Origin of the sequence: Pseudarthrobacter phenanthrenivorans Sphe3 (assembly GCF_000189535.1) — a bacterium.
In the GTDB taxonomy this organism is placed as follows: domain Bacteria; phylum Actinomycetota; class Actinomycetes; order Actinomycetales; family Micrococcaceae; genus Arthrobacter; species Arthrobacter phenanthrenivorans.
Genome location: NC_015145.1, coordinates 18,274 through 42,039, shown reverse-complemented (window position 1 = coordinate 42,039; position 23,766 = coordinate 18,274). Strand labels below are relative to the sequence as shown.

Annotated in this window: 24 protein-coding genes and 1 tRNA gene; 15 read left to right on the top strand and 10 right to left on the bottom strand. The window is 65.5% G+C overall.

Annotated features, from left to right (window positions below):
* Positions 1-23: 23 nt before the first annotated feature.
* Entirely contained in the window at positions 24-839 is an 816-nt protein-coding gene (locus ASPHE3_RS00205; RefSeq protein WP_013599205.1) for a LysR family substrate-binding domain-containing protein, read from the bottom strand.
* Between ASPHE3_RS00205 and ASPHE3_RS00200 the strand changes: the two genes are divergently transcribed.
* A complete protein-coding gene (locus ASPHE3_RS00200) occupies positions 838-1,233 on the top strand; it encodes a DUF5997 family protein (RefSeq protein ID WP_041651782.1) in 396 nt (131 codons plus the stop codon). The genes ASPHE3_RS00205 and ASPHE3_RS00200 overlap by 2 nt on opposite strands.
* A 41-nt stretch (positions 1,234-1,274) precedes the next feature.
* Here ASPHE3_RS00200 and ASPHE3_RS00195 read toward each other — a convergent pair whose 3' ends face one another.
* The 3 genes from ASPHE3_RS00195 to ASPHE3_RS00185 are packed head-to-tail and all read right to left on the bottom strand — an operon-like array spanning position 1,275 to position 4,626.
* Positions 1,275-1,655, bottom strand: a complete 381-nt coding sequence (locus ASPHE3_RS00195; protein ID WP_013599203.1) for a VOC family protein — start codon at positions 1,653-1,655, stop codon at positions 1,275-1,277.
* 20 nt (positions 1,656-1,675) lie between these two features.
* Positions 1,676-2,158, bottom strand: a complete 483-nt coding sequence (locus ASPHE3_RS00190; protein WP_013599202.1) for a hypothetical protein — start codon at positions 2,156-2,158, stop codon at positions 1,676-1,678.
* Positions 2,155-4,626, bottom strand: coding sequence for a molybdopterin oxidoreductase family protein (locus ASPHE3_RS00185; protein WP_013599201.1), 2,472 nt, complete (start codon positions 4,624-4,626; stop codon positions 2,155-2,157). The genes ASPHE3_RS00190 and ASPHE3_RS00185 overlap by 4 nt, the downstream gene beginning before the upstream one ends.
* 206 nt (positions 4,627-4,832) lie before the next feature.
* Between ASPHE3_RS00185 and ASPHE3_RS00180 the strand changes: the two genes are divergently transcribed.
* Positions 4,833-5,444, top strand: coding sequence for a hypothetical protein (locus ASPHE3_RS00180; RefSeq protein WP_013599200.1), 612 nt, complete (start codon positions 4,833-4,835; stop codon positions 5,442-5,444).
* A gap of 65 nt (positions 5,445-5,509) precedes the next feature.
* The gene (locus ASPHE3_RS00175) at positions 5,510-6,109 is read left to right on the top strand and encodes a DUF6919 domain-containing protein (RefSeq protein WP_041652404.1); all 600 of its coding nucleotides are present in this window, start codon (positions 5,510-5,512) and stop codon (positions 6,107-6,109) included.
* Between the two features lie 7 nt (positions 6,110-6,116).
* Here ASPHE3_RS00175 and ASPHE3_RS00170 read toward each other — a convergent pair whose 3' ends face one another.
* Both ASPHE3_RS00170 and ASPHE3_RS00165 read right to left on the bottom strand, forming a co-directional pair.
* A complete protein-coding gene (locus tag ASPHE3_RS00170; RefSeq protein WP_013599198.1) occupies positions 6,117-6,599 on the bottom strand; it encodes a pyridoxamine 5'-phosphate oxidase family protein in 483 nt (160 codons plus the stop codon).
* Positions 6,600-6,687: 88 nt separating this feature from the next.
* Positions 6,688-8,073 (bottom strand): flavin monoamine oxidase family protein, encoded by a 1,386-nt coding sequence (locus ASPHE3_RS00165; protein WP_013599197.1) that lies wholly within the window; start codon positions 8,071-8,073, stop codon positions 6,688-6,690.
* 139 nt (positions 8,074-8,212) lie between these two features.
* On the opposite strand from ASPHE3_RS00165, the gene ASPHE3_RS00160 reads away from it, so the two are divergent.
* The 3 genes from ASPHE3_RS00160 to ASPHE3_RS00150 all read left to right on the top strand — a co-directional run bounded on the left by ASPHE3_RS00160 (position 8,213) and on the right by ASPHE3_RS00150 (position 10,889).
* Positions 8,213-8,914: a TetR/AcrR family transcriptional regulator gene (locus ASPHE3_RS00160; RefSeq protein WP_013599196.1), complete on the top strand. Its 702-nt coding sequence runs from the start codon at positions 8,213-8,215 to the stop codon at positions 8,912-8,914.
* 124 nt (positions 8,915-9,038) lie between these two features.
* Positions 9,039-10,166 (top strand): L-talarate/galactarate dehydratase, encoded by a 1,128-nt coding sequence (locus ASPHE3_RS00155; RefSeq protein WP_013599195.1) that lies wholly within the window; start codon positions 9,039-9,041, stop codon positions 10,164-10,166.
* A gap of 24 nt (positions 10,167-10,190) precedes the next feature.
* A complete protein-coding gene (locus tag ASPHE3_RS00150) occupies positions 10,191-10,889 on the top strand; it encodes a FadR/GntR family transcriptional regulator (protein WP_013599194.1) in 699 nt (232 codons plus the stop codon).
* 150 nt (positions 10,890-11,039) lie between these two features.
* On the opposite strand, the gene ASPHE3_RS00145 is transcribed toward ASPHE3_RS00150, so the two are convergent.
* A tRNA-Leu gene (locus tag ASPHE3_RS00145) sits at positions 11,040-11,122 on the bottom strand.
* Positions 11,123-11,498: 376 nt separating this feature from the next.
* Between ASPHE3_RS00145 and ASPHE3_RS00140 the strand changes: the two genes are divergently transcribed.
* From ASPHE3_RS00140 to pknB, 7 genes are read left to right on the top strand one after another with little or no spacing between them, the layout of a single operon-like run.
* The gene (locus ASPHE3_RS00140; protein WP_013599193.1) at positions 11,499-12,242 is read left to right on the top strand and encodes an FhaA domain-containing protein; all 744 of its coding nucleotides are present in this window, start codon (positions 11,499-11,501) and stop codon (positions 12,240-12,242) included.
* Positions 12,239-12,721: an FHA domain-containing protein FhaB/FipA gene (locus ASPHE3_RS00135; RefSeq protein ID WP_013599192.1), complete on the top strand. Its 483-nt coding sequence runs from the start codon at positions 12,239-12,241 to the stop codon at positions 12,719-12,721. Before ASPHE3_RS00140 ends, ASPHE3_RS00135 begins: the two co-directional genes overlap by 4 nt.
* Before the next feature lie 59 nt (positions 12,722-12,780).
* The gene (locus tag ASPHE3_RS00130) at positions 12,781-14,415 is read left to right on the top strand and encodes a PP2C family serine/threonine-protein phosphatase (RefSeq protein WP_013599191.1); all 1,635 of its coding nucleotides are present in this window, start codon (positions 12,781-12,783) and stop codon (positions 14,413-14,415) included.
* Positions 14,412-15,809 carry an FtsW/RodA/SpoVE family cell cycle protein gene (locus tag ASPHE3_RS00125; RefSeq protein ID WP_013599190.1) on the top strand — a complete coding sequence of 466 codons (1,398 nt, stop codon included), beginning with the start codon at positions 14,412-14,414 and terminating at the stop codon, positions 15,807-15,809. Before ASPHE3_RS00130 ends, ASPHE3_RS00125 begins: the two co-directional genes overlap by 4 nt.
* The gene (locus ASPHE3_RS00120) at positions 15,806-17,266 is read left to right on the top strand and encodes a peptidoglycan D,D-transpeptidase FtsI family protein (RefSeq protein ID WP_013599189.1); all 1,461 of its coding nucleotides are present in this window, start codon (positions 15,806-15,808) and stop codon (positions 17,264-17,266) included. Before ASPHE3_RS00125 ends, ASPHE3_RS00120 begins: the two co-directional genes overlap by 4 nt.
* On the top strand, positions 17,263-18,969 hold the full coding sequence (locus ASPHE3_RS00115; protein WP_013599188.1) for a serine/threonine-protein kinase: 1,707 nt from the start codon (positions 17,263-17,265) through the stop codon (positions 18,967-18,969). Before ASPHE3_RS00120 ends, ASPHE3_RS00115 begins: the two co-directional genes overlap by 4 nt.
* A gap of 15 nt (positions 18,970-18,984) precedes the next feature.
* A complete protein-coding gene (gene pknB, locus ASPHE3_RS00110; RefSeq protein WP_041651773.1) occupies positions 18,985-20,928 on the top strand; it encodes a Stk1 family PASTA domain-containing Ser/Thr kinase in 1,944 nt (647 codons plus the stop codon).
* A gap of 6 nt (positions 20,929-20,934) precedes the next feature.
* Here the strand turns inward: pknB and ASPHE3_RS00105 are convergent, their stop codons facing one another.
* From ASPHE3_RS00105 to ASPHE3_RS00095, 3 genes are read right to left on the bottom strand one after another with little or no spacing between them, the layout of a single operon-like run.
* Positions 20,935-21,576 carry an aminodeoxychorismate/anthranilate synthase component II gene (locus tag ASPHE3_RS00105; RefSeq protein ID WP_013599186.1) on the bottom strand — a complete coding sequence of 214 codons (642 nt, stop codon included), beginning with the start codon at positions 21,574-21,576 and terminating at the stop codon, positions 20,935-20,937.
* Entirely contained in the window at positions 21,573-21,743 is a 171-nt protein-coding gene (locus ASPHE3_RS22210; RefSeq protein WP_013599185.1) for a hypothetical protein, read from the bottom strand. Before ASPHE3_RS22210 ends, ASPHE3_RS00105 begins: the two co-directional genes overlap by 4 nt.
* Before the next feature lie 2 nt (positions 21,744-21,745).
* A complete protein-coding gene (locus tag ASPHE3_RS00095) occupies positions 21,746-22,531 on the bottom strand; it encodes a class E sortase (protein WP_041651771.1) in 786 nt (261 codons plus the stop codon).
* 173 nt (positions 22,532-22,704) lie between these two features.
* On the opposite strand from ASPHE3_RS00095, the gene ASPHE3_RS00090 reads away from it, so the two are divergent.
* Entirely contained in the window at positions 22,705-22,956 is a 252-nt protein-coding gene (locus ASPHE3_RS00090) for a cell division protein CrgA (RefSeq protein WP_013599183.1), read from the top strand.
* 4 nt (positions 22,957-22,960) lie between these two features.
* Entirely contained in the window at positions 22,961-23,566 is a 606-nt protein-coding gene (locus tag ASPHE3_RS00085; RefSeq protein ID WP_013599182.1) for a DNA-3-methyladenine glycosylase I, read from the top strand.
* Positions 23,567-23,766 lie beyond the last annotated feature (200 nt).

The following is a 23,766-nucleotide window of genomic DNA, read 5'->3' as shown; positions in this document are numbered from 1 at the left end:
GCGAGGTTAGGGGCGGTTTGGGACTACCGTTTGCCCTTTTTCCGCGAGCCCTTGCCCCTCCCTTTGTCCGGGTTGGGCGCGTACCGCTGCGCCACTTTGGGTGCCTTCCTGGCTCCGCTGCCGCGCCGGTCCGGCTTGGGCTCCTTCTTCACCTTGACGGGCTGCGCTGACGGCTGCCGCGAGCTTTGGGCGGTGCGTCCCCGCACGATCCCGATGAACTCCTCGAGGACCTCATCCGTGGAGTCCGCGGGCCAGACCAGAGCGATCTCCGTACCCGGGGCGCCGGTGAGGCGCCGGGCCACTGTGTCCTTCACGTTGTAATGCCGGGCCACGGACATGGGAAGAATGGCCAGGCCCGCTCCGGCAGCAACCAGCTGCAGGGCAGGCTCGGGACCGCCCAAAGCGGCCACATCCAGGAAGGACTCCTGCTCCAAGTCGGCCAGTGCCACTTCCTCGAACACGGAAATCTCGTGGCCCTTGGGAGCCACCACAACGGGTTGCTCCTCGTAGAGCGGGATAACGTTCAGGCCCTCGCGCTCGATGGGCAGGCGGACAAAGGCCATGTCCGCGGAACCGCCGCGGACAGCGTCAACCTGCGCGCCGTCGTCGGACATTGCCGCCTGTAGCGGAACGCCCGGCATCCGCTCCTCCCAGCGGCGAATCCATTTGCCCGGGGTCACGCCTGCCACGTAGGCGATCCGGAGCACGCGGGGCGGGGCGCTTTCCGCCTGCCCGGCCGGGACTGCTGTCTGGTCCTGGCCGTCAGGGCCGTTTTCTGGGGAGGCGTCGTGGGTGGGCACGTCTTCACAGTACCGTCCGCCCGGATACCCTTGAAGCATGACCTCTGCAAACTCCCAGTCCATGAAGCCGGCCACCGTTGCCAAGAAACTTGGCATCTACCTGCCCGCGACGCCGCAGGAGTTCCAGGATTCAACCATTACCCGCGAGGAATTCGCGGAGCTCCAGGCCAACCCGCCGGAATGGCTGGCCGAACTGCGCCGCAACGGCCCGCACCCGCGCCCGGTTGTGGCGCAAAAGCTAAACGTCTCCATCAGCGGCCTGGCCCGCGGCGGCGTTGAGGAGGCCCTGACGACGGCGGAAATCACCGCGTTGCTGCAGGCTCCCCCGCAGTGGCTGGTCACCGAGCGTGCCACCCATGCCGCCGTCCGCGCCGAGGCCCAGCGGGTCAAGGACGAGGCCGCCAAGAAAGCTGCCAAGAAGGCGCGCGCCTGATCTTAACCCGCTGACCCGCCTCGGGAGTCGGGCCCGGGACGTCAGTCCTGGTGCAGTTGGACGTAGTTCCCGCAGCCGTCATCGAACACCGCGCTGATCCCGGAAGGGTCCTCGGTCGGTCCGCTTTTGAAGCTGACTCCCGCCTTCATCAGCCGCTCGTACTCGGCCCGCACGTCCGGAACGCCGAAGACAATGGCGGGAAGCCCGGCGTCGTGCACGGCGTTCATGTAGGTGGCGCCAATTGGATTGTCACTGGGTTCCAGCAGCAGGCCCACTGAATTCGCGTCCGCACCCGGGTCCTTGATGATGAACAGGTTGTACTCCGGCATGGCCATCAGGGTGTCGAAGCCCAGCGTCTCGGTGTAGAACCGGTGGGCGGCGGCCGGGTCCTTGACGTGGATGCTGCACATTTTGATTCGCATGGTCCCCAAGATACTCCTGCTCAACTCACCAGGATCTGGGTTGCGGACTCCTTAAGCTTTCCGTTCGCCCATTTCATCTGGCGGAGATTTTGGGGGTGGCAGCGCTGGGCGACTTCGAGCAGGTCGGTGTGCTTGATGCCTTGCGCCGCCTGGGCCAGCAGCTCCCAGTCCGCCGAGACTCCGCAGGCCTTGATGTATACCTCGCGGAGATCCCGCAGGAGCAGCAGCCCGGCCTCGGCGTCACGGCCCACAAGCTGGCTGCCCTTTTCACGGACCTTTTCCATGAGCGTGTTCTCGCTCCGCGGTTCCGGGTCCAGGTCCTGCCCATATTGGGACGCAATGGCGGCAATCTCCCGGACGTGCTGCTGCGACCATTTCGCCAGGTCACGGCCCAGGTGGTAGATCTCATGGTCCACCTTGTGCCGCTCTGAGACATGGAATAGCTGCTGCGCCAGGTCATTCTCGTCCCGGTGCAGCTGTTCCAGGACCAGTCCGATCTTCACTGCTGTCCCTCCCCTGCGGTAGTGCGGATGTCTTCAGAGGCCAGGGCGGATTGGATTCCCTTGGTCCTGGCCCCCACAGGAAGTTCGACGGCGGGTGCGGACGCTGTGTTGGTCGGTGCCGGAGCCGGGCCATCCCCTCCGCCAACCCTTCGGACACGGGCAGCGGCGGTTTTGAAGATGGGCTGTTTGGAAGCGGCGTCCCAATCCGTAATGGTCAGTTCATTAGCGGCACGGCCGTTCCCCTCGGGCTCATGTCCCGCCCCGGTATCCCAGTAGCCGTAGTGAAAGGGGAGGAAGAGGACACCCTCGCGGATCCCGCCGATCCGCACCTGTGCCCTGACGGAACCGCGGGGTGTCTCCACCTCGGCAACGTCTCCTTCCGCAATCCCGTGCGTGCCGGCGTCGTGGGCTGACATCTCCACCCACACCTCGGGTGCGGCTGCCTGCAGCTCCGGGGCCCGGGCCGTCTTGGTGCGGGTGTGGAAGTGGAACAGCGTGCGGCCGGTGATGAGCTGGAGCGGGTACTGCCGGCTGGGGAGCTCGTGCGGCGGGACGTACTCGGCGGCCTTGATGACGGCGCGTCCCTCCGGGTTGAGCGCCTTGTATTCCGACGGCTCCACGGGAGCACCGGTGATGAGGTCGCGGCCGTAGGTTTCGCAGTACTCGGGGTGTGCCCAGAACTTCCCGTCCGCGTAGATGCGCTCGGCACCGTCCGGGTTCGCGTCATTGCACGGCCACTGGATGCCGGACCCGCCGCGGAGCTTGTCATAGGTTATGCCCGTGTAGTCGCAGGGCCGGCCTCGGCTGCACTCCTTCCATGCCTCAAAGGCGGACTCGGCGTCATGCCATTTGACCAGCGGCTGGCCATCCTTGTCCTTCAGGCCCATCCGGTGCGCGTAATCAATAAAGATGTCCAGGTCGGGACGGGCCTCCCCCGGCGGGTCCACGGCCTTCTCGGACAGGTGCACGGTGCGGTCCACGTTGGTGAACGTCCCGGTCTTCTCCCCCCAGGTGGCGGCGGGCAGGACGACGTCGGCCAATTGCGCGGTCTCGGAGAGGAAAATATCCTGCACCACCAGGAAGAGCCGGTCCTGTTTAAGGATGGAGCGGACGCGGGTGAGCTCGGGCAGCGAAACCGCCGGATTTGTTCCGCTGACCCACAGCATGCGGATGGAGCCCTCCTCCACGTACCTCATCATCTGCATGACGTGCGTGGGCGGGGAGTAGTGCGGGATGCTCATGGGGTCGATATTCCAGACGCGGGCCAGGTCCTGGACATGGTCATCGTTGGACCAGTTGCGGAAGCCGGGCAGATCACCGTCTGCACCGCACTCGCGGGTGTTCTCCGCCGTGGGCTGGCCGTTCATCTGCAGGATCCCGCAGCCCGGTTTCCCCAGCATCCCTCGGATGATATTGACGTTGTTGACCTGCACCGCCGCAGCCGTTGCCTGGTTGGACTGGTAGAAGCCCTGCAGGACAGTGGAGAGCAGCCGTTCTGCAGCGCCGAGGATCGCTGCGGCTTCCCGGATCTTCTCCGCCGGCACTCCGCAAATTTCAGCCACGAGCGCGGGCGGGTACTTCCTGACTTCCTTCTCCAGTTCCTGGAATCCCACGGTATGGGCCTGGATGTAGTCCCGGTCAACCCACCCGTTGGTGACAATTTCGTGCAGGAGCCCGTTCATCAGGGCCACGTTGGTACCTGGCCGCGGCGCCAGGTGGACGGTGGCGGCCCGGGCAACAGGTGTGAGACGCGGGTCAACGCAGATAATCCTGGGCGGATTTGGGCCGGCCAGCCGGTCCAGCATGCGGCTCCACAGGACGGTCTGGGTTTCGGCGACATTGTGGCCGTACAGGGCGATCACGTCCGCGTGGTCCACGTCCGTGTAGGACCCGGGCTGGCCATCACAGCCGAAGGATTCCTTGAGGGCTTCCGCCGCGGTGGCCGTGCACAGGCGGGTGTTTCCATCCACGTGGTTGGTGCCAATCCCGCCGTGGGCTACGGCGCCCAGGGTGTAGTACTCCTCCGCAAAAAGCTGCCCGGTGGTGTAGAAGCCGATGGCACTGGCACCCTGCTCGGCAAGGAGTGCTTTGGACTGCGCCACCACCTTGTCCATGGCCGTGTCCCAGTCGGTTTCCACGAGCCGGCCGTTCTCCCGGATGAGGGGCCTGGTGAGTCTGTCCGCGGAAGCGTTCGCCTGCCAGCCGTAGAGGTCTTTGGGTCCGAGGCGTCCGTGGTTCACCCGGTCCGAAGCACGTCCCCGAACACCAACAATCCGGTCGTCCTTGACCGCAATGTCCATGGCGTCACCGTTGGAATGGAGGATCGAGGCGGTCTGTACCCAGCGGTCCACCGACTCCGGTTCCACCCCTTCCGCAAGGTGCGTGTCCACCCTGACGGGCCAACTTGTGCCGCCTGCATACGGCGTCCTGGTCCCCCAGGGTTCGGCGATCCGGTCTATCCGAGCCATGGCTGATTCTCCTGTCCGGAAATGGGCACACGGCGTCGGTGCCGGTCCGCTTACCGGGAATGTACCCAACTTTTGCCGGCCCCAACAGGACGGCTGCGGCTTCCTGTCCACGCCTGCCAGGCCATTGACCCCGGGGGGGCGAACACGGTGCAATGGAAGGACCAGCCGGGGCAACTGGCCCGCGGCTGCGGCGCTGGAGGTGCAAGGTGTCAGACGTACTGGAAGCCGTGGTGCAGAGCCTGTTCCAGGGGGCGGGCGCCGTTGTCTTGTGCGGCCTTGTGCTGGTGGCCAGCGTCGCCGCCACCGTTTATGTCGTCCGCCGCCGCGCCCTTACTGGACCACAGGGCAGTCCCGAGCGCTCGGACCAGCTTTTTTGGGACGTGTTCCTGGGTTCATGCGTGGCCGTCCCGGCCCTGCTGATCCCGGCCCTCATTTCGCCGTGGGCAGGACTCTTCCTCAGTGGCGCGGGCGTGGCTGCGGGCGTGGCGGCGTACAGGGGCAGCGCCAGGTACCTGGCGTGGCGCAATGATCGCCGGGACGCGCAGGTGCGGGCGTCGGCGCACCAGGAAGCACAGCAGCGCCACGACGAACTGATTGCGCGCTGGCGCCGCTACGAACTGGACCCGGCATGCTCCATCGACTTTCCGGCCCTGACGGATGTGCGGACGCCGGAAACCTCGGCCTTCATCAAAGCAATGCGCCAGGCTGACGAGCTGCGCACGGCGCCGCACCAGGACTATCCCGACGCGGTGACCAGCCTCGACGCCTCCCTCGCCGCAGCCGAGAAGGCCGCGGGCATCCGGGCGGAGCAGGCGTAGCGGGGACATTACCTGCCGTGTCTCCCTGCATGGAACGGGCAGTGCGACGGCGGTAGCATCCAATGATGGATCCCCTCGAAGTGCCAACCCGAGACCAGTTCGGCCGACTGCTGGAAGACCGGGGTGTGTGGCGGCAGGCAACCACCTTGGCCGCGGCGGGTGAGCTGACTGCCCGCTGGCTTGAGGGGCGCAGCGGGTTCCAGCCGGGCACCCTCGCTGCAACGTACGACGCCGAGACCGCGCCTATCGCCGCCAGGCTCGCTGTGTTGAACCGGACCGGACTTTTTACGAAGGAGTCCCAGCCTGGGCTGCGGTCCGCCGGCCTCGCCCAGCGCGAGTACGTCACCGGCTTTTGCGTTGCCGACACCGCGGCCGAACTTCTGGCCCTCTCTGCCCGGACGGAACTGGTGACGGTGGCCCATGCGCCGGGCGAGTCCAGCAACGCCGCCATCCCGGTGACCGTGGACGGCGGCGAAGTGGTGACTGTCCTGGGTTCCAGCGAGAACCCCGTAACGGAAGAGCAGATCCGGGACTGGGCCGATGAAACCAACGAATCGCTGGCACTGCTGCTGGCCGACTCCTGGTATGTGGAAGTCCTGGACCCGGTCTGGGGCCGGGACGACGTGCTGCTGCCCGCCGTCCTGGGCGCCCTGACCGGCTGGTAGGGGCCTCTTACAGCTCTACCGTTCCGCTTTCGCCAACGCTCATGCGGCTGTTGGTGACCTTGGACTTGACCCACTGGAAGACCGTCGCGGCGGTACCGCCGGGGCTGGTCCAGTACTCCGCGGAGTCCGAGTCGATGCGGAGCAGGCACACTTCGGGAGTGTCCGGCCCGTCCGGGAACCACGCCTCAACAGCCTGGTTCCACATTTCACGGATCTTCTCCCGGTCCGTGACCACCTCGGCCGTGCCGGCCACGGACACCCATTCGGTGTTCTTGCCAAAGGAAACGTTCACGCGCGGGTCAGCCCGGACATGGGCCACCTGCGAGGTGCCGAGCCCGGTGAAAAACCACATGTCGCCGTCGTCCTTCACGTCCTGAACGGCCAGCGGGCGGCTGACAAGGGCGCCTTCCTCGTTGATCGTGGTCAGCATCCCGATCCGTGAATCGTTGATGATGTCCGTAACCTTGCTGATGCTCTCGGTGTCAGTCATGTCTCACCTTCGTTCGTGTGCGTACAGGGACGCTCCCCACCCGCCAGCCTATTGGTAAGCATGCTTAGAATCCAGCCGTCCGTCCCGTCTACGCGGGAACCGGCAGCTTCGCGGCTTCGCAGACCCTGGCAGCCGTAAGGCGTCCCATCCGGATGGCCCCGTCCACGTGCTGGTAGCCCTCGGCAGCGAGGTCCGAGGAGGACCAGTAGATGGGGCCAACGGGGGCGTGCTGGTCCTTGCCGTAGCGGTGGAGGCCGCCCAGGTCGTAACTCGAGGCGTAGGCGCCGCGGGTCCATTCCTCCGAGCCCCAGTCGGACTCGTAGTACACCTCGGGCTCGAGTGCCTCGGCGCCCAGGAACCCGGCGATGGATTCCAGGATGGCGCGCTTGCGTTCTTCGGCACCCAACTCGAAGACGGCGTCGGCCTTTTCATCGGATACGAAGCCCACCAGGGTGCCCCTGGTGTCACCGAAGTTGGTGTTGTCGTAGACCTCCTGGACAAGGGACCCGGCGCCGAAGCAGGTGCCGGAGAGACCGGAGTTCCGCCAGAAAGGCCGGCTGTAGACGGCATGGACCTTGATGACGAGGCCGAGCGACTGGTGCTGGTGCATCTGGTGCTGCCGGCGGGGCAGCGGCGGGTTGAATGAGACGCGGGAGTAGAGGTTGGGCGGGACCGCCATAATGACAAAGCGGGCGTTGACCGTCGCCTGGTCCGATTCGACGCTGACGCGGTGGCCGCCGTCCGCGTCCGGCTCCCAGTTGATGGTGCGCACCGGGGAATCAAGCACGACGTCGTCCCCCAGCTCCTGCGCGAGCAGCAGCGACACCTGCTGCATGCCGCCCACTACGCGCCGGTCGAGGATGAAGTCCTCGTCCGTGAGGTGGGTGAAGGAACCGGCGGAGGCGGCCATGAGCACCGCCTGGAGTGCGGAGAAGGCGTGGGCGGGTTTGGTGAGCATGCCGCCCGCGATGAAGAGGCCGATGTTGTTGCAGGCTTCCTCGTTTCCGGAGTGCCTGCGCAGCCAGTGGTGGAAGGAGATGGTGTCCAGTTCGCGTGCCTTGGGGTGGGCCCAGGGCTCGGTGGGGCCGATCTCCGCCGCGAGGCCGTCCAGCAAGGCGACGAGCTTGTTCATCTCCGCTTCGGTGTCCGGGTCCACGGGGAAGGTGCCGCCTGCATAGCGGACCGGGATGCCGTCCCTGCCGATGTACATCGACTGGCCCTCACGGTAGCGGGGGTAGGTTTGCAGGTTCAGCTCCTGGAGGAGGTCCAGGAGGACGGTCTGGTCCGGCGAGACCCACTGGCCGCCTATTTCGAGCATGGCCCCGTCCACGGTGTCGGTCCAGGTGCGGCCGCCCACGCGGTCGCGGGCTTCGAGCACGGCGACGGTGAGGCCGGCCTTCTTCAGTTCACGGGCGGCGGTCAGTCCCGATGGTCCGGCTCCGACGACTACAACGTCGCGGTTCAGGTTCAGCATGATGTCCTCTCTTTGACCCCTCCGGTGACGGGGAACCAATAAATGAATGGCATTCATTTATTAGAACTATAACCGCTGCCTCCCCGGACCGGAAGTACCGGATGGAATAATGCTGGGGACCACCAAAGAAAGGCCAGGAATGCCGGCAGTATCAGCCATGCAGGGGCGCCCGTCCGGGGATGCCGGCCGGCAGAAGAGGCGGGCGGGCAGGCCCTCGGCCGCGATCCTGGACAAAGGGGGGATCACGGCCGCCGCCCTGGACCTCATCAAGCGCAAGGGCTACGACGGGCTCACCATGGCGGGCCTGGCCAAGGAACTGGACGTGGCGCCGTCGGCCCTCTACAACCACGTTGCCGCCAAACGGGACGTCCTGCTGCTGGTCGAGGACCACCTCACATCACTTGTGGATGTCTCGGGCTTCGGAACAACCACGTGGGAGGAGGCGGTGCGCAGCTGGGCCTGGAGCTACCGGAACGTTTTCGCCGAGCACACACCCTTGATTCCGGTGATCGCGGTCCTTCCCGTGACCGATGCGCCGCAGACACTGGCGATGTACGAGACCGTCAGCAAGGGCTTCCTCGACGCCGGCTTCCCCCAGGAGCGAGTGATCTCCTCGATTGTGGCGCTCGAGTCCTTCATTTTCGGCTCCGCGTACGACGTCACCGCCCCCGAGGACATCTTCGATTCGGGCTCCATGGCCGAATCGACCCCCCATTTCACAGCCGCAGTGCGGAGCGCCGCCCCGCCCTCCGCAGGGGGAACCCCTGCCCGGCCCGCGGACGCCGCCTTCGAACTCGGACTCGAGGCGCTGATTGCCGGCCTGGGCGCGTTGCGGGGCTGAGGGAGTTCGCATCCCGGGCTGCAGCATCCGGGTGAATGCAGACCCGCCCTACTTGTAATACAAGTTCGCTACTTATATCCTAAGCAGGTGGGCGAAGGAGCCCAGCACGCCTTTAGGAGAATCCATGAGCCCCGTTGACCTGATCCGGCACGTCAAGCTGTCCACCGCCCGCCTCCCCCTCACTGTTCCCATCAGCGATGCCAAGGTCTTCACCGGCAGGCAAAAACCCATGACCGAGGTGGTCTTCCTCTTCGCCGAGATCACCACCGAACTCGGGCACACCGGCGTCGGCTTCAGCTACTCCAAGAGGGCAGGCGGCCCGGCCCAGTACGCCCATGCCAAGGAAGTGGCGGAGGGCATCATCGGTGAAGACCCCAACGACATCGCCAGGATCTACACCAAACTCCTGTGGGCAGGCGCCTCGGTGGGCCGGTCCGGCGTCGCCACCCAGGCCCTCGCCGCCATCGACATAGCCCTTTACGACCTCAAAGCCAAGCGCGCCGGCCTGTCCCTGGCGAAGTTCCTCGGCTCGTACCGTGACTCCGTCCAGACGTACAACACCTCCGGCGGCTTCCTGAACGCCACCTTGGAAGAAGTGAAAGCGCGTGCAACCCAGTCCCTCGAAGAGGGCATCGGGGGCATCAAGATCAAGGTCGGGCTGCCGGACAGCAAGGAAGACCTCCGCCGCGTGGCCGGCATCCGCGAACACATCGGCTGGGACGTCCCGCTGATGGTGGACGCCAACCAGCAATGGGACCGTGCCACCGCCCTGCGCATGGGACGCCAGCTCGAGGAATTCAACCTTGTCTGGATCGAGGAACCGCTGGATGCCTACGACTTCGAAGGCCACGCCCACTTGGCGAACGTCCTGGATACGCCCATTGCCACCGGCGAAATGCTGGCCTCCGTGGCCGAACACAAGGGCCTCATCAACGCCAACGGTTGCGACATTATCCAGCCCGACGCACCCCGGGTGGGCGGCATCACCCAGTTCCTCCGCCTCGCTGCCCTGGCCGACGAGCGCGGACTGGGCCTCGCCCCGCACTTCGCCATGGAGATCCACCTGCACCTCGCCGCCGCATACCCGCGCGAACCCTGGGTGGAACACTTCGACTGGCTGGACCCGCTGTTCAACGAGCGCCTCGAAACCAAGGACGGACGGATGATCGTGCCGGACCGCCCCGGCCTCGGCGTCACTCTCAGCGACGAGGCACGCGCCTGGACCACCGAGTCCGTGGAATTCGGCGCGTAACCCTGAAGCCGTAACCTTGAAGCCATGAGCCGGAACCTGACCGCGGACCTCGCCGCCGACCTTCGCAACCGCATCGTCGACGGCGTTATCCAGCCTGGTGAGAAGCTCCCCAGCGAAAACACCCTCATCAGCGATTTCGGCGTGAGCCGGACCGTTGTCCGCGCCGCGTTGACCCGGCTCCAGGCCGAAGGGCTCGTGGAGACTGAACGCGGGCGCGGCAGCTTCGCCCTCACGCCGCCGTCGGACGGGCCCCGGCCAGCACCCGGGGCCCGTCCCGTGGCCACCACGGAAGACCGCCTGCACCTGCTGGAATTCCGGATGGGCGTGGAAGCCGAGGCCGCAGCGCTGGCTGCACGCAACCACACCGAGCGCCACTTGCGGGCTGTAACGTCGGCGCTGGAAGAGTTCACGGCCAGTGCCGGACACCCCGCGCACGCCATGAAGGCGGATTTCGAGTTCCATCGTGCCGTGGCGGCTGCCTCCGGCAACCCCTACTACTCCGACTGCCTGGCCGCCCTGGGCCAAACGATGATCGCGATGCCGCGCACCCGGCTGATGACCGGCGTCGAACATTACGCCCGGGACCACTTCGACCAGGTGGTCCAGGAGCACCGTTCCATCTCCGAGGCCATTGCCGACGGCGACGAAGCTGCCGCGGCGGCTGCCATGCGCAGCCACTTGGCCAACTCACGACGCCGGTTCAAGGCTTCCGCGCGGCCATAGCCTTGGGGCGCATCCCGGCCCCTCCTAAACCTAAGCTTGTGCGCAAATCCGGACCTTCAAGGGCCGGATGCGCGAACAAGGCCAGGATCCGGGGCTGGTTGTTAAACAGAAGAGCCCCGGTCTTTCGACCGGGGCTCTATCTTGATTGCGTGCGCGAGGGGGGATTTGAACCCCCACACCCTTTCGGATACTGGCACCTGAAGCCAGCGCGTCTGCCGTTCCGCCACTCGCGCGCAACTTCTTTCACCCGGCATCGGCCGGTTTCCCGGATCCGCGACCTTGTAAAAGCAGCGAGATCAAGCATAACGGACACTGGACAGAAAACACCAATTGGGAGTTCCAGGGCTCCGTCAGCCATTGATGGGACCTGCCCGAACAGGCAGCAACAGACCGCCGCCGCACCCCCACACCGCGGGCCTTGGAACGTCTGGGACTGAACTTTTGGCACTCCCCGGGCGTTGCTGATTAAGGTCATTCACAGGCGTGCCCAGTAGTATCGGATGTAGGGGTGGCTGCTGCGTGCAGGCACACCGCCGACTTACGAACTGCACTGCAGGTGGAGTTCCGCAATGAGAACAGCCCCGCGGACGGGGGGAAAGGAGAAGAACCATGGGCCTGCTGGACAAGGTTGAACGCGGCATTGAAAAGGCTGTCCGGGGCGTCTTCTCCACCGGCTCGCGCGCCCAGGTTGAACCAGTGGAGATCGCCAGCAGGTTGCGCCGCGAAGTGGACCATAAATCCCTGACGGTCGCGGCCGGCCGGACCCTGGTACCCAACGTCTTTGACGTCCAGCTCAGTGATGAGGACTTCAGGCGGGCCCAGGAATGGGGCACTCCCCTTGCTGAAGAACTCTGCGACGTCGTGATCAACCACGTCCGCAGCCAGGGATACACGCTCCAGGGTTCCGTGCGGATTTCCTTCCGCAGGAATGCCGAGCTGCGGGCCGGCGATTTCGAGATTCTGTCCTCCACCGAGAAGTCCCAGAACGCTCCCGGCGGCCAGGCCCCCCGCTCCAACGTTCCCGCAGCCCCCAGCCGGCAGCCTGTCCGCCTGCAGCCAGTACTGGACATCGACGGCCAGCGCTACTCCCTTAACGCCCCCTCAATCGTCCTCGGCAGGTCATCCGAAGCCGACATCCACGTTGAAGACACCGGCGTTTCGCGCCGCCATCTGGAAATCCGCACTGCCAACGGCGTAACCAGCGCCGTGGACATGGGTTCCACCAACGGCAGCTACGTCAACGGACAGAAGGTGTCAGGGAGCACCGAACTCACTGACGGCTCCACCATCACGATGGGACGGACAAAAATTATCTTCCGCCTTCTGCCTGCCAGCCCTGGTGGCCGCGCATGAGCGACTTGACCATCACAGCCCTGCGTTTCGGCTTCCTCCTGCTGCTGTGGGTGCTGATCTTCAGCATTGTTTCAGCCATGCGCCGGGACCTGATGGTGGGGCGCAAGGCAGCCTCCGGCGCCCCCAGCCCGCGCCAGGTCCGCAGGAATCCTGACCTGGCGGAAGCCACCCCGCAGCCGGTAAAGCAGCAGGCCCACCAGCTGGTGGTCGTCGAGGGCCCGCTCAAGGGGACCACCCTTCCGCTGGCCGCGAGTCCTATCCTCCTGGGACGGGCACAGGAGGCCACGCTGGTCCTGGAGGACGACTATGCCTCCGGCCGCCACGCACGGCTGTTTCCCCAGGGCAGCCGGTGGTTCATTGAGGATCTCGGCTCCACGAACGGTACGTACCTGGCGGACCAGCAACTTACCCGCGCCCTGCCGGTTGAGCCAGGGGTTCCCGTGAGAATCGGCAAGACGGTCATCGAATTGAGGCCATAGCCGTGGCTCTCACGCAAGATCCCGCCAACGGGCCCCAGCCCGCGCAGCGGCCTCTCATCATGCGCTACGCCGCGCGCTCCGACGTGGGCCGGATCCGTTCCAAGAACGACGATTCGGCCTACGTGGGGCGGCACCTCGCCGTCGTTGCGGATGGAATGGGCGGCCATGCGGGAGGCGACGTCGCTTCCGCCGCCACCGTCCTGGACATGATCCACCTGGACCGGGGCGACTATGACGGCGATGCCGGCACCGTCCTTGCCGACGAAATCCAGACGGCCAATTCCCTGCTCTCCGAACTTGTGCATCAAAACCCCAAGCTCGCGGGCATGGGGACCACCGTCACCGCACTCCTCCTGGCCGAGGGAAAGCTGCACTTCGCCCATATCGGGGACTCCCGCGCCTACCGCCTGCGCGGCGATGAGTTCAAACAGGTCAGTGTTGACCACACCTTCGTCCAGCGGCTCATCGACGAGGGCCGGCTGCGCCCTGAGGAAGCCGAAACGCACCCCCACAAGAACGTCCTGATGCGGGTCCTGGGGGATGTTGATGCCAGCCCCGAACTCGATCTCGACACCCTTGATGTCCGCCCGGGAGACCGCTGGCTGCTGTGCTCCGACGGCCTGAACTACGTCGCCGGCCATGCGGTGGAACGGACGGTGCGCGAAACCAAGGACCTCCGCGAGTGCGTGGAAACCCTGGTGGACCTCACGCTCGAGGCGGGCTCCCCGGACAACGTCACCGTGGTCATGGTGGAAATCGTGGAGGAAACGCCCGACGACGTCAGTACCGCCGCCGTCGACGTCATCCCTTCTACAGGTGGTGCCACAGCCGCTACCGCTGCGGCCGCAGCCGCGGCAGAGTCCAAGGACAAGGACAAGGACAAGGACGTTGAAGCGTCCGCATCGAAGTCCGAAAACAAGAATGCCGAAGTTCACGGGAACCGGGGCAAGGATGCCGAAGCGGCGGACCCGTCCGCGAGCAGCGCCAATACGGGCACAGCGGAGCCGGCTTCCACCGACCCGCACCTGGGTGAGCACCTCTCCGCCGAGGTCCTGCGTGAGGAACTCTCCTCCCGCCCGCACGAACTGGTTGGCGCGGCAGCAGCGGCCGCGGAATCGGGCTCCATTCCCACCATCGCCGGGCGCACGGTGGCCCGTCGGGCGGCTACTCTCCTGACCCACAAGGCCGAACCACAGGCCAGTGACGAGGATGCCCTGGTCCCGCTCAGGCCCCGCCGGTGGGTGACATGGTCCATCGCGGCAGCGGTGCTTCTGGTCCTGACAGTGGGACTCTGGCTCGGTTATGCCTGGACGCAGACCCGTTACTACGTTGGGGAGTTTGATTCCCGCGTGGCCATCTATAACGGCGTCTCGCAGCGGCTCGGCCCCATCCAGCTGTCCAGCCTGGAAGCCGTGACGGATATCCGGATGGACTCCCTGCCGCCGTTCTCGCAGCAACGCGTCCGCCAGACGGTTCCCGCGAATGACCTTTACGACGCCCAGCGGATCGTGAAGAATCTCGAACTTACGGGAAGCACCTCCCCGGAAGACGAGTGCCCAAGCCCGTCGCCGTCCCCCGGAACAACCCCGCCGCCCGAGTCGGCTGCTCCCGCACCAGCCCCTGATGCGTCGGCGACGCCCGCCAGCCCCTCCCCGTCACCCAGTCCCACCGTCACCTGTGAGGCGGTCCGATGAGCCAACTCAGCACTACCCCCAAACCTCGGCGCAACGTTGAACTTGCGTTGCTCCTGCTGGCCCTGGCCGTGGGCATCGGAGCCAACATGCTGGTGGGAGTGGACCAGGAAAAGGCGTTTGATTCAGACTTCTGGTTCCAGTCCAGCCTTCTGGCAGTAGCGGCCTTGGTGTTCCACGGTGTCCTCCGTTTCCGGGCGAAATATGCCGACCCCGTAATACTTCCCCTGGTCGTTGCCCTTAACGGCCTCGGGCTTGCGATGATCCACCGCTTGGATGCCCCGGGCGACGACACCGGCAACAACCAGCTCCGTTGGACCCTGATCGCCATGGCAGTGGCAATCGCCGTCATCTGGTTCCTCAAGGACCACCGGATCCTCCGCAGGTTCACCTTTATTTCCCTGGCGGCCAGTGCCTTGCTGCTCATCCTGCCGCTGATTCCTGGCATAAGCGCCGGCGAAATCCTGGGCGCCCGCGTCTGGATCCGCCTCGGTCCCATGACCTTCCAGCCTGGTGAGGTTGCCAAGATTACCCTCGCCATATTCTTTGCCGGGTATCTTTCCTCCAACCGCGACCTGATCCTGCTGGCGGGCCGCAAGATCGGGCCGCTGCAGTTCCCACGCTTCAAAGACATGGGCCCCATGATCACGGCCTGGCTCGTCAGTATCGGCGTGCTGATTTTCCAGCGCGACCTCGGCTCCTCGGTACTGTTCTTCGGGCTGTTCATCGTGATGATCTACGTCGCCACGAGCCGCATCAGCTGGGTGGTGATCGGCCTGGCCCTCATCTTTGGCGGCGGGTTCGTTGCGGCGCAGGTCTTCTCCCACGTGGAACTCCGCATCGACGGCTGGCTCAATGCCTTCACCCCCGAGGTCTACGACCGCTCACCCGGCGGCAGCGGACAGATCGTCCAGGGCCTCTTCGGCATGGCCAACGGGGGCCTGGTGGGCACGGGACTAGGCCAGGGCAGGCCGGACCTCGTTCCTTTCGCCAACAGCGACATGATCATCGCGTCCCTCGGCGAGGAACTCGGCCTGGTGGGCCTCTTCGCCGTCGTCATGATGTACCTGCTGCTCTTTACCCGTGGTTTCCGCGCTGCCCTGGGCACCCGCGACGCGTTCGGCAAGCTCTTGGCCTGCGGGTTGTCCTTCGCTGTGGCACTGCAGTGTTTCGTGGTGATCGGCGGCGTCACGCGGCTCATCCCGTTGACAGGCCTGACCACGCCGTTCCTGGCGGCCGGCGGCTCTTCGCTGCTCGCCAACTGGATCATTGTTGGCCTGCTCCTGATGATCTCGCACACGGCCCGCGGCCCGGTGGACACAACGCCATTGCGGCCAGGCGAAGCAGAAGAATCCATGGGCATTGACACTCCTACCGAGGCGGTGAAGCATTCGTGAACCAGGCAATACGGCACTCATGGGTGGCAGCCATCGCCATGTTCGCCCTGATCTTTGGCGCCATCAGTTATGTCCAGGTGGTGGGCGCGGATGAGCTGAAGGCCAACCCGTGGAACCAGCGGGCCATCCTCCAGAACTACTGCAACGACCGCGGCGCGATCATTGTGGGCGGTTCCCCGGTAGCGGAATCGGTGGAGGGCGCCTCAGAGACCTGCAAGTTCCAGCGGACCTATGCGCAGCCGGAGCTCTACGCCGGAATTACGGGCTACTTCTCCCAGAATTTCGGTGCCACGGGGCTGGAACAGTCCATGGGCGAGGTCCTCACCGGGAACTCGGACCAGCTGTTCCTGGACCGGGTGGGCCAGCTGTTCCTGGGCAACCAGCCCAAGGGTGCCTCGGTGGAACTCACCCTGGATCCGGAAATCCAGCAGCTCGCCTACAGCCTTATTCCGGACGGCCAGCGTGGATCGATCGTGGTCACCAATCCCAAAACGGGTGCCATCCTGGCCATGGTTTCCAAGCCGTCCTACGATCCCAACCTGATCGCAACGCAGGACCCCAACGCCGAGAGCGCCAACATCAACGAGCTGCTCAAGGTTCCGGGCATCAACCTCAACCAGAATGTCAGCGGCCCCACCGGGGAACTCCTCGCTCCCGGTTCGGTCTACAAACTGGTGGACACGGCTGCGGCCCTTGCATCAGGAAAGTACAACAAGGACAGCGTGCTCCCCAACCCGGCAGAAATGCCGTTCCCGGGCATCCAGTACACGCTGCCCAACTACGCGGGCGGCAACTGCTACACCCGGGACACGGCCAGCTTCGCCTTCGCGCTCCAGCAGTCCTGCAATACGCCGTTTGCCAGCATCGCGCTGGATCTGGGCCGCGACGCCATCGCCGAGCAGGCCCAAAAGTTCGGATTCGGCGAGGACATGGGAGACCAGCTGAAGCTCGGCTACGCCAAGGGCAACGGATTCCCGGATGACCTGGACGCACCCGGCCTGGCCCAGTCCGCCATCGGCCAGAAGGACGTCCGGGCCACCCCGCTGCAGGTTGCGCTGATGACTGCAGCAATTGCCAACGACGGCGTGCAGATGAGGCCGAACCTGATCAAGGCCCTCCGGTCGCCGGACCTGCGCGTCATCGACGAACCGCAACCCGAGCAACTGCGCACCTCCACCACACCCGAGATCGCCAACCAGATCACCGAGTGGATGGTCAGTGCCGTGAGTGAAGGCATCGCCAACCGGGCGGCCGTGCCGGGCGTACAAGTGGCTGGCAAGACAGGAACCGCGGAGCTCGGAAACGGCACCAACAACTCCTGGTTCACCGGCTTTGCCCCCGCAAACAACCCGCAGGTGGGTGTCACCATCGTCATGGAGGGCGTGGACATCACCACCGGAGCACAGCTAACCAGTCCGAACGCGAAGAGAATTTTTGAGGCGGTGTTGAATAAGTGAGGCCTACAACCGGAATCACCCTCGGCGGCAGATTCCAGCTGACCACGCGGATCGCGATCGGCGGCATGGGTGAGGTATGGAAAGCCAAAGACCTCGTCCTGGGACGCATCGTCGCGATCAAGGTCCTGAAGGAGGAATACACCGGCGACCCCGGCTTCCTTCAGCGGTTCCGCGCTGAGGCCCGCCACACCGCGCTCCTGAACCACGTGGGCATCGCCAACGTGTTCGACTACGGCGAGGAGGAGGGCTCCGCCTACCTGGTCATGGAACTGGTGCCCGGCCAGCCGCTGAGCAGCATCATCGAACACGAGCAGGTCCTGTCCCCGGACCGCACGCTGTCCATCATCGCCCAGACTGCCCGCGCCCTCGCCGTCGCCCACGCCCAGGGCCTGGTGCACCGTGACGTGAAGCCCGGCAACCTCCTGATCACGCCCGACGGACGGGTGAAAGTCACCGACTTCGGCATTGCCCGCCTCGCCGACCAGGTGCCGCTTACGCAGACCGGACAGGTCATGGGAACGGCCCAATACCTCGCTCCTGAGCAGGCTACCGGCCAAACCGCCACGGGGTCCTCGGACATCTACTCCCTTGGCGTCATCGGCTATGAGTGCCTGAGCGGACACCGCCCCTTCTCCGGCGAATCCCAGATCGCTATCGCCCTGGCCCAGGTCAACGATGCTCCGCCGCCCCTGCCGGAGACGCTTCCCACTCCGGTGCGTGCACTCCTCATGTCCATGCTTGCCAAGGACCCCAAGAACCGGCCGGAAAACGCGATCAAGCTCGCCGAGGCCGCTGAGGCCATCCGCAACGGTGACATCAAAGCCGCGCACGCCGCGGTGCCGGGAATGCTCCTCTTCGACACCGGAACCGGCCCGGTCACCGCCCCCGTGGATACAGCCACCGCGCCCACCGGCGTCATCGGGACACAGCAGGAGTCTTCCCCAACGCCTACCTCTGCCCTGCCGGTGCTGGGCGCGGGTGCGGCAGGTGCCGCAGCAGGGGCGGCGGCGGGCGCTGCCGCCGCCGATGCCGAGGGCCGCCAGGGAGCGCTTGCCCGGGCCAACGCACTCGCTGCCGAGCGCAAATGGATTCCGGAAGAAACAACGTACGACGACGAGCCCGCCGACGAGCCCCAGCGGAAGGGACGCAGCCCCTGGACGTGGCCGCTGATCGCCCTGATCCTGCTCCTTCTGTTCGCCTTGGTGGGCTTCTTCCTCAGCCAGCGGGGAGTCCTCTTTCCCTCGGACGACCCCACGTCGGGAGCGACCACCAGCAGCCCGCAGACGAGCAGCGCGAGCCCCACCAGGACCACCCAGTCCGCCACCCCCACCCAGACGCGGTCCACACCGACCCCCACTCCCACCCAGGAGACGGTGAACGTGATCCCGGCGGCTTACCTTGGAAAGGACTACCGGCAGGTCCAGGCAGAACTCGCGGCACTGGGACTCGCCGTGACAGTTGTTCCGCAGGAAAGCACTGCCGCGGCCCCGGGCAGGGTCCTGGAACTGAATCCCACCGGGCTGGTTCCCGTGGGATCCCCCATCACAGTGGTCTATGCAGTGGCGCCGCCCGCGCCTACCACCACCGCTCCGGCACCCCCGTCACCCACCACCACTGCTGTGGCCGTACCCACCGCGGAATCATCCCTGCCCGATTGCGCTGACGGTGAACTGCCCGGCGCCCCGCCCACCTGCAAGCCGTAGCTGCCGGGACAGCCAGTGAACGAGTCACCGCGAACACCGCTGCACCGGGAGGACAGCCTCCCGGTGGATAACCGCCGCGTCCTGAGCGGCCGCTACGAGCTGGGCGGCCTGATCGGCCGTGGCGGGATGGCGGACGTCTACCGGGGTACCGATACGAGACTGGGGCGGACCGTGGCCATCAAGCTGCTGCGCGCCGACCTGGCCCGTGACCCGCAGTTCCAGGCACGGTTCAAGCGGGAAGCGCAAGCGGTGGCTGCCCTCAACCATTCCTCCATCGTTGCCATATACGACACGGGCGAACACCTCATCCATGACGGCTCGGAGGAAAACGTCCGGGTCCCTTACATCGTCATGGAGTACGTGGAGGGCAAGACCATCCGCGACCTGATCCGCGCCCACGACGTCACGATTGACCAGGCAATCGACTACTGCCTGGGCGTCCTGGGAGCCCTTGAGTACAGCCACAAGGCGGGAATCGTCCACCGGGACATCAAGCCGGCCAACGTCATGTACTGCGAGGGCACCAACTCGGTGAAAGTGATGGACTTCGGCATCGCCCGGGCCATCGCCGACTCCTCGGCAACCATGACCCAGACCCAGGCCGTGGTGGGCACAGCACAGTATTTGTCCCCTGAGCAGGCACGGGGCGAAACGGTTGATGCGCGCAGCGACCTGTACTCCGCAGCCTGCCTGCTGTACGAAATGCTCACGTCGCGGCCGCCGTTCGTAGGGGACAGTCCCGTGTCCGTGGCGTACCAGCATGTCCGTGAAATTCCGGAGCCGGCCAGCAGCCTCAATCCGCAGGTAACGCCAGCCCTGGACAGTGTCCTGGCAAAGGCCCTGCAGAAGAACCGCGAGGACCGCTTCCAGGATGCGGCTGCCTTCCGCCGTGCCCTGCGCGCTGCCCGTTCAGGGGTTCCAGTACCAGCACTGGCAGCCTCCGAAGCGCCAACAGACCCGAACGACCATGTCCCTGCCCCGTCCGCTCCAGCCACTGAGGCCTTCGCCGCCGCCGGCGCCGCCGGTTTCGTGGATGAGGCCCCCACCGGCCGTTTGGACGCCACCCGCCGCGGAACTGCCTACCCCCTTGTGGCCGGCGACGATGACGCACCCGCAGATGCCCTGCCCCTGGGATTGCCTCCGGAACGTGAGCGGAGCCCCCGGCAGAAGTCCCGCCGTCGTGCCTGGATCACTACGCTGGTGCTCTTCACCCTGCTGGTCCTGGCCGGTGGAACACTCTGGCTTTACAGCATCATCAACCGCCCTGCCCCGGCAGTGCCCAAAGTCCAGGTTCCCGCAGTGGTGTCCATGACTGAGTCTGCAGCGCTGCAGGAACTGTACAACGCCGACCTGAAGCCGCGGATCGTCCGGTCACAGCACGACACCGTTGCCAAGGGAACAGCCATCGGCACCGACCCTGCGTCAGGTGCCTCCTTGGACCCCGGGGCGGAAGTGGTCCTGAACATCTCGGAGGGACCCAGCGCGGTCATGATCCCGGAGAACCTTCCGGGGATGACCGAAGCCGCGGCCAGGGATATCCTGCGCCAAAATGGACTGGTGGGCGCACCGTCCACTACTACGGCCAACAGCGCCACCGTTCCTGCCGGAATCGTCATCACCACCAGTCCTGCCCCCGGGCAGAAGGTGGGAGTGGGAACCAGCGTTGAATTGGTGGTGTCCACGGGCAAGGTGGCGGTGCCCGAACTGCGAGGCCGTACCCGTGAGGAAGCCGAGGCGGCCCTCAAGGAACTGGGCCTGGTCCCGGCGGTAACCGAGGCCGAAAACGCACAGGTGGAGCCCGGCAGGGTGACGGACCAAAACGAACCCGTGAACGCCGCCGTCGAGCAGGGGGCGACTGTCACGATTGTGGTGGCGAAGGCGCCGCCACCACCGCCGAGCCCCACGCCAACGCCGACACCGACGCCTACCCCAACGCCCTCAAAGAAGGGGCTGCTGTAGGCCCAGTCAGTGCTGGATGAGCGGGCTCAGCTTGGCAGCGCGGGCTGCCGCGCCCTTCATGCCCAGCGACTCAAGCCAGTTGCCGAGCATCTGGTAGCCGCCCTCGGTCAGCACGGACTCGGGGTGGAACTGCACGCCGCACAGTGGTGCAGTGCGGTGCTGGAGTCCCATCACCACACCGGATGCAGTCTCTGCCGTGACTTCCAGGACGTCCGGGATCGATTCCCGGACGGCGGCCAGCGAGTGATACCTCGTGGCGGTGACGGGGGAGGGAAGCCCGGCGAAGACACTCGTGCCAATGTGCTGGACCTGCGAGGTCTTGCCGTGCATGAGTTCCGGCGCGTGCGTCACCTTGCCGCCGAAGGCCTCCGCCAGGGCCTGGTGCCCCAGGCAGACTCCGAACATGGGCACGCTGTTCTCGCCGCACCACCTGATCAGGTCAATGCACACCCCGGCCTCCGCGGGGTTTCCCGGACCGGGAGAGATGAGGACGCCATCCCGGGTACTCGCCAGTTCAATGGCTTCCGCCAGGGTGACGTCGTCATTGCGGACCACGGTGGTTTCCGCGCCGAGTTCCTGGAGGTAGCCCACCAGGGTGTAGACGAAGCTGTCGTAGTTATCCACCACGAGGATCTTGGTTGTGGTCATGGCCGGTCTGCTGAACCAATCGTTGAGTCGGTGAATTGGGTGTACTCGGACATCCAGGGAAAAAGGAACTGAACCATCAATACCAGTGCGGCGGCAATCAGCACCAATGAGGTGAAGATCCGGAGCCACAGCGGGCCGGGAAGATGGCGGAAGATCCAGCCGTACATGCTCAGCCCTTTCCGATCGCTGCAGCCACTTGGGCTGCTATTTCCGGCGGCGGGCCGGCCGAGGCGGGACGCCAGCTGTCCAGCAGTGCGTAGGCAATGATGCGTTCCTCGGCCCCGAAGCGTGGGTTGCAGCTTGTCATGGTCAGGAATCTTTCGGTGGGGGTGGCACCGGGCCTGGTGGGCACCGGCTCCAGGACATCGGTGCGCGAGGGCATGACGATCTGGTTGTTCCGGAAGACGTAGACGTAATAGCCGTCCCTGGTCTGGACGTAGATCTTGTCCCCGGGGACCAGGGTGTGGATATTGTCCAGGACGGCACCGTGGGTCTGCCGGTGGCCCGCGACCGCAAAATTCCCTACCGCCCCCGGCATGGCGGTAGTCCCATAATGTCCCAGCCCCAAGGTATCCAGTACGTCGCTGGTGGTTCCCTGGACGATCGGCCGGGTGTAGTTCGGACCGAACCGCGGAATGTACATGATGCCGATGGTCCCTGCATGGGCCGGAGCGGTTGCCACCACGGGCTCACCGAAGTCCTCCCCGGCGGGCGGCGCCGCTGCATCCGCCGCGGCCGGGGGAGCACCGGCAAGGTCCTGCGCGAATTCCTTGATGACCTCTGTCTGTTTGGCGTCCGATTCAACATTGGTCCACCACAGCTGCCAGGCGACAAACAGGAGAAGGATGATCCCGGCGGTGATGAGCAGCTCGCCAACCACTTGCACAGCCCCGCGCAGTATTACGACGCCGGCAGGCGGCGCAGCAGCTTGCCTCGCCTTCTCCTGCAATACCACGCGTTCTCCTCCGGGCGGTTCCGACGGGCACCGGCGGCCCCTGAACTGCGGCTAGAATTGGCTGCTAGTAAGAATCCAGACTTGACCAAGATCGCGCGGACCGCTGGCAATTTCCTTCTTGCAGGATATCAAGCCCGGAACGCCGAGCTTGCCCAGCCCGCCAAGGAGAGCCAGTGCCCGAGTCAAAGCCTCGCAAGAAGACTGCCAGCACCGCCCAGCCGGCTTCTTCCCAGACGTACAAGCCCAACCCGGTCTGGTTCAAGCCGGTCATGTTCGGACTGATGATTATCGGCCTCTTCTGGATCATCACGTTCTACATCAGCGAAGGACGCTATCCCGTCCAGGCATGGGAGTCGTGGAACATCGTCGCCGGCTTCGGGATCGCCATCATCGGGTTCCTGATGACCACCCGCTGGCGTTCATAAAAGCATGGCGCCTGACCCATCCGGTGTCCTGGTGGGCCCGGACGGACTGGCCCGCCCGGCCTGGGCGTCCACCGATCCCCTGATGCGGGATTATTACGACAACGAGTGGGGCCTTCCCGTTCGGGACGAACAGGGCCTCTACGAACGCATCTGCCTCGAGGGATTCCAGGCCGGCCTTTCGTGGGCAACCATCCTGCGCAAACGCCCGGCCTTCCGGGCCGCCTTCATCGGCTTCGACCCTGATGCTGTTGCCTTGTTCACCGAACATGACGTTGAGCGGCTCATGCAGGACCCGGGCATCGTAAGGAACCGGATGAAAATCCAGGCTGCCGTAAAGAATGCCCGGGCTACCGTGGCATTGCGGCAGGACGGCGGCCTGGTGGACTTCGTCTGGCAGTTCCAGCCTGCAGTCACACCACGCCCCGAGGTCCACGCAGACGTTCCTACCCAGTCGGCGGAATCCATCGCCCTCTCCAAGGCCCTCAGGAAAAGGGGCTTCGCCTTCGTCGGGCCCACCACCATGTTTGCCCTGATGGAAGCCATCGGCATGGTGGACACCCACTTGGTGGGGAGCCACCGGCGTGGCTCCTCCGGAGTCTGGCCGGCCTGACATCCACGCGGAGGGGCTTTTCCCCAGCTGTTGGGAAAGTTATCCACACTGTGGATAAGGACCGGAAGCTCACGGCCGCCGCTTCGTTCGCAGCACCGCCACCCTGCCCCCAGTCCAAACTGGCACCGCGGATGCGGTTATTAACAATGTGGAAGACCTGTGGATAACCGGTGGCTCTGTGACTACCGTTTCCGGCGTGA

Excerpts from the sequence above, each read along its gene's own strand:
- ASPHE3_RS00135 (WP_013599192.1), top strand. The coding sequence starts at position 12,239 with ATGAGCGACTTGACCATCACAGCCCTGCGTTTCGGCTTCCTCCTGCTG.
- ASPHE3_RS00185 (WP_013599201.1), bottom strand. The coding sequence starts at position 4,626 with ATGGCTCGGATAGACCGGATCGCCGAACCCTGGGGGACCAGGACGCCG.
- ASPHE3_RS00155 (WP_013599195.1), top strand. The coding sequence starts at position 9,039 with ATGAGCCCCGTTGACCTGATCCGGCACGTCAAGCTGTCCACCGCCCGC.
- ASPHE3_RS00125 (WP_013599190.1), top strand. The coding sequence starts at position 14,412 with ATGAGCCAACTCAGCACTACCCCCAAACCTCGGCGCAACGTTGAACTT.
- ASPHE3_RS00150 (WP_013599194.1), top strand. The coding sequence starts at position 10,191 with ATGAGCCGGAACCTGACCGCGGACCTCGCCGCCGACCTTCGCAACCGC.
- ASPHE3_RS00160 (WP_013599196.1), top strand. The coding sequence starts at position 8,213 with ATGCCGGCAGTATCAGCCATGCAGGGGCGCCCGTCCGGGGATGCCGGC.
- ASPHE3_RS00200 (WP_041651782.1), top strand. The coding sequence starts at position 838 with ATGACCTCTGCAAACTCCCAGTCCATGAAGCCGGCCACCGTTGCCAAG.
- ASPHE3_RS00105 (WP_013599186.1), bottom strand. The coding sequence starts at position 21,576 with ATGACCACAACCAAGATCCTCGTGGTGGATAACTACGACAGCTTCGTC.
- ASPHE3_RS00130 (WP_013599191.1), top strand. The coding sequence starts at position 12,781 with ATGCGCTACGCCGCGCGCTCCGACGTGGGCCGGATCCGTTCCAAGAAC.
- ASPHE3_RS00140 (WP_013599193.1), top strand. The coding sequence starts at position 11,499 with ATGGGCCTGCTGGACAAGGTTGAACGCGGCATTGAAAAGGCTGTCCGG.
- ASPHE3_RS00170 (WP_013599198.1), bottom strand. The coding sequence starts at position 6,599 with ATGACTGACACCGAGAGCATCAGCAAGGTTACGGACATCATCAACGAT.
- ASPHE3_RS00175 (WP_041652404.1), top strand. The coding sequence starts at position 5,510 with ATGGATCCCCTCGAAGTGCCAACCCGAGACCAGTTCGGCCGACTGCTG.
- ASPHE3_RS00165 (WP_013599197.1), bottom strand. The coding sequence starts at position 8,073 with ATGCTGAACCTGAACCGCGACGTTGTAGTCGTCGGAGCCGGACCATCG.
- ASPHE3_RS00205 (WP_013599205.1), bottom strand. The coding sequence starts at position 839 with ATGCTTCAAGGGTATCCGGGCGGACGGTACTGTGAAGACGTGCCCACC.
- ASPHE3_RS00085 (WP_013599182.1), top strand. The coding sequence starts at position 22,961 with ATGGCGCCTGACCCATCCGGTGTCCTGGTGGGCCCGGACGGACTGGCC.
- ASPHE3_RS00195 (WP_013599203.1), bottom strand. The coding sequence starts at position 1,655 with ATGCGAATCAAAATGTGCAGCATCCACGTCAAGGACCCGGCCGCCGCC.
- ASPHE3_RS22210 (WP_013599185.1), bottom strand. The coding sequence starts at position 21,743 with ATGTACGGCTGGATCTTCCGCCATCTTCCCGGCCCGCTGTGGCTCCGG.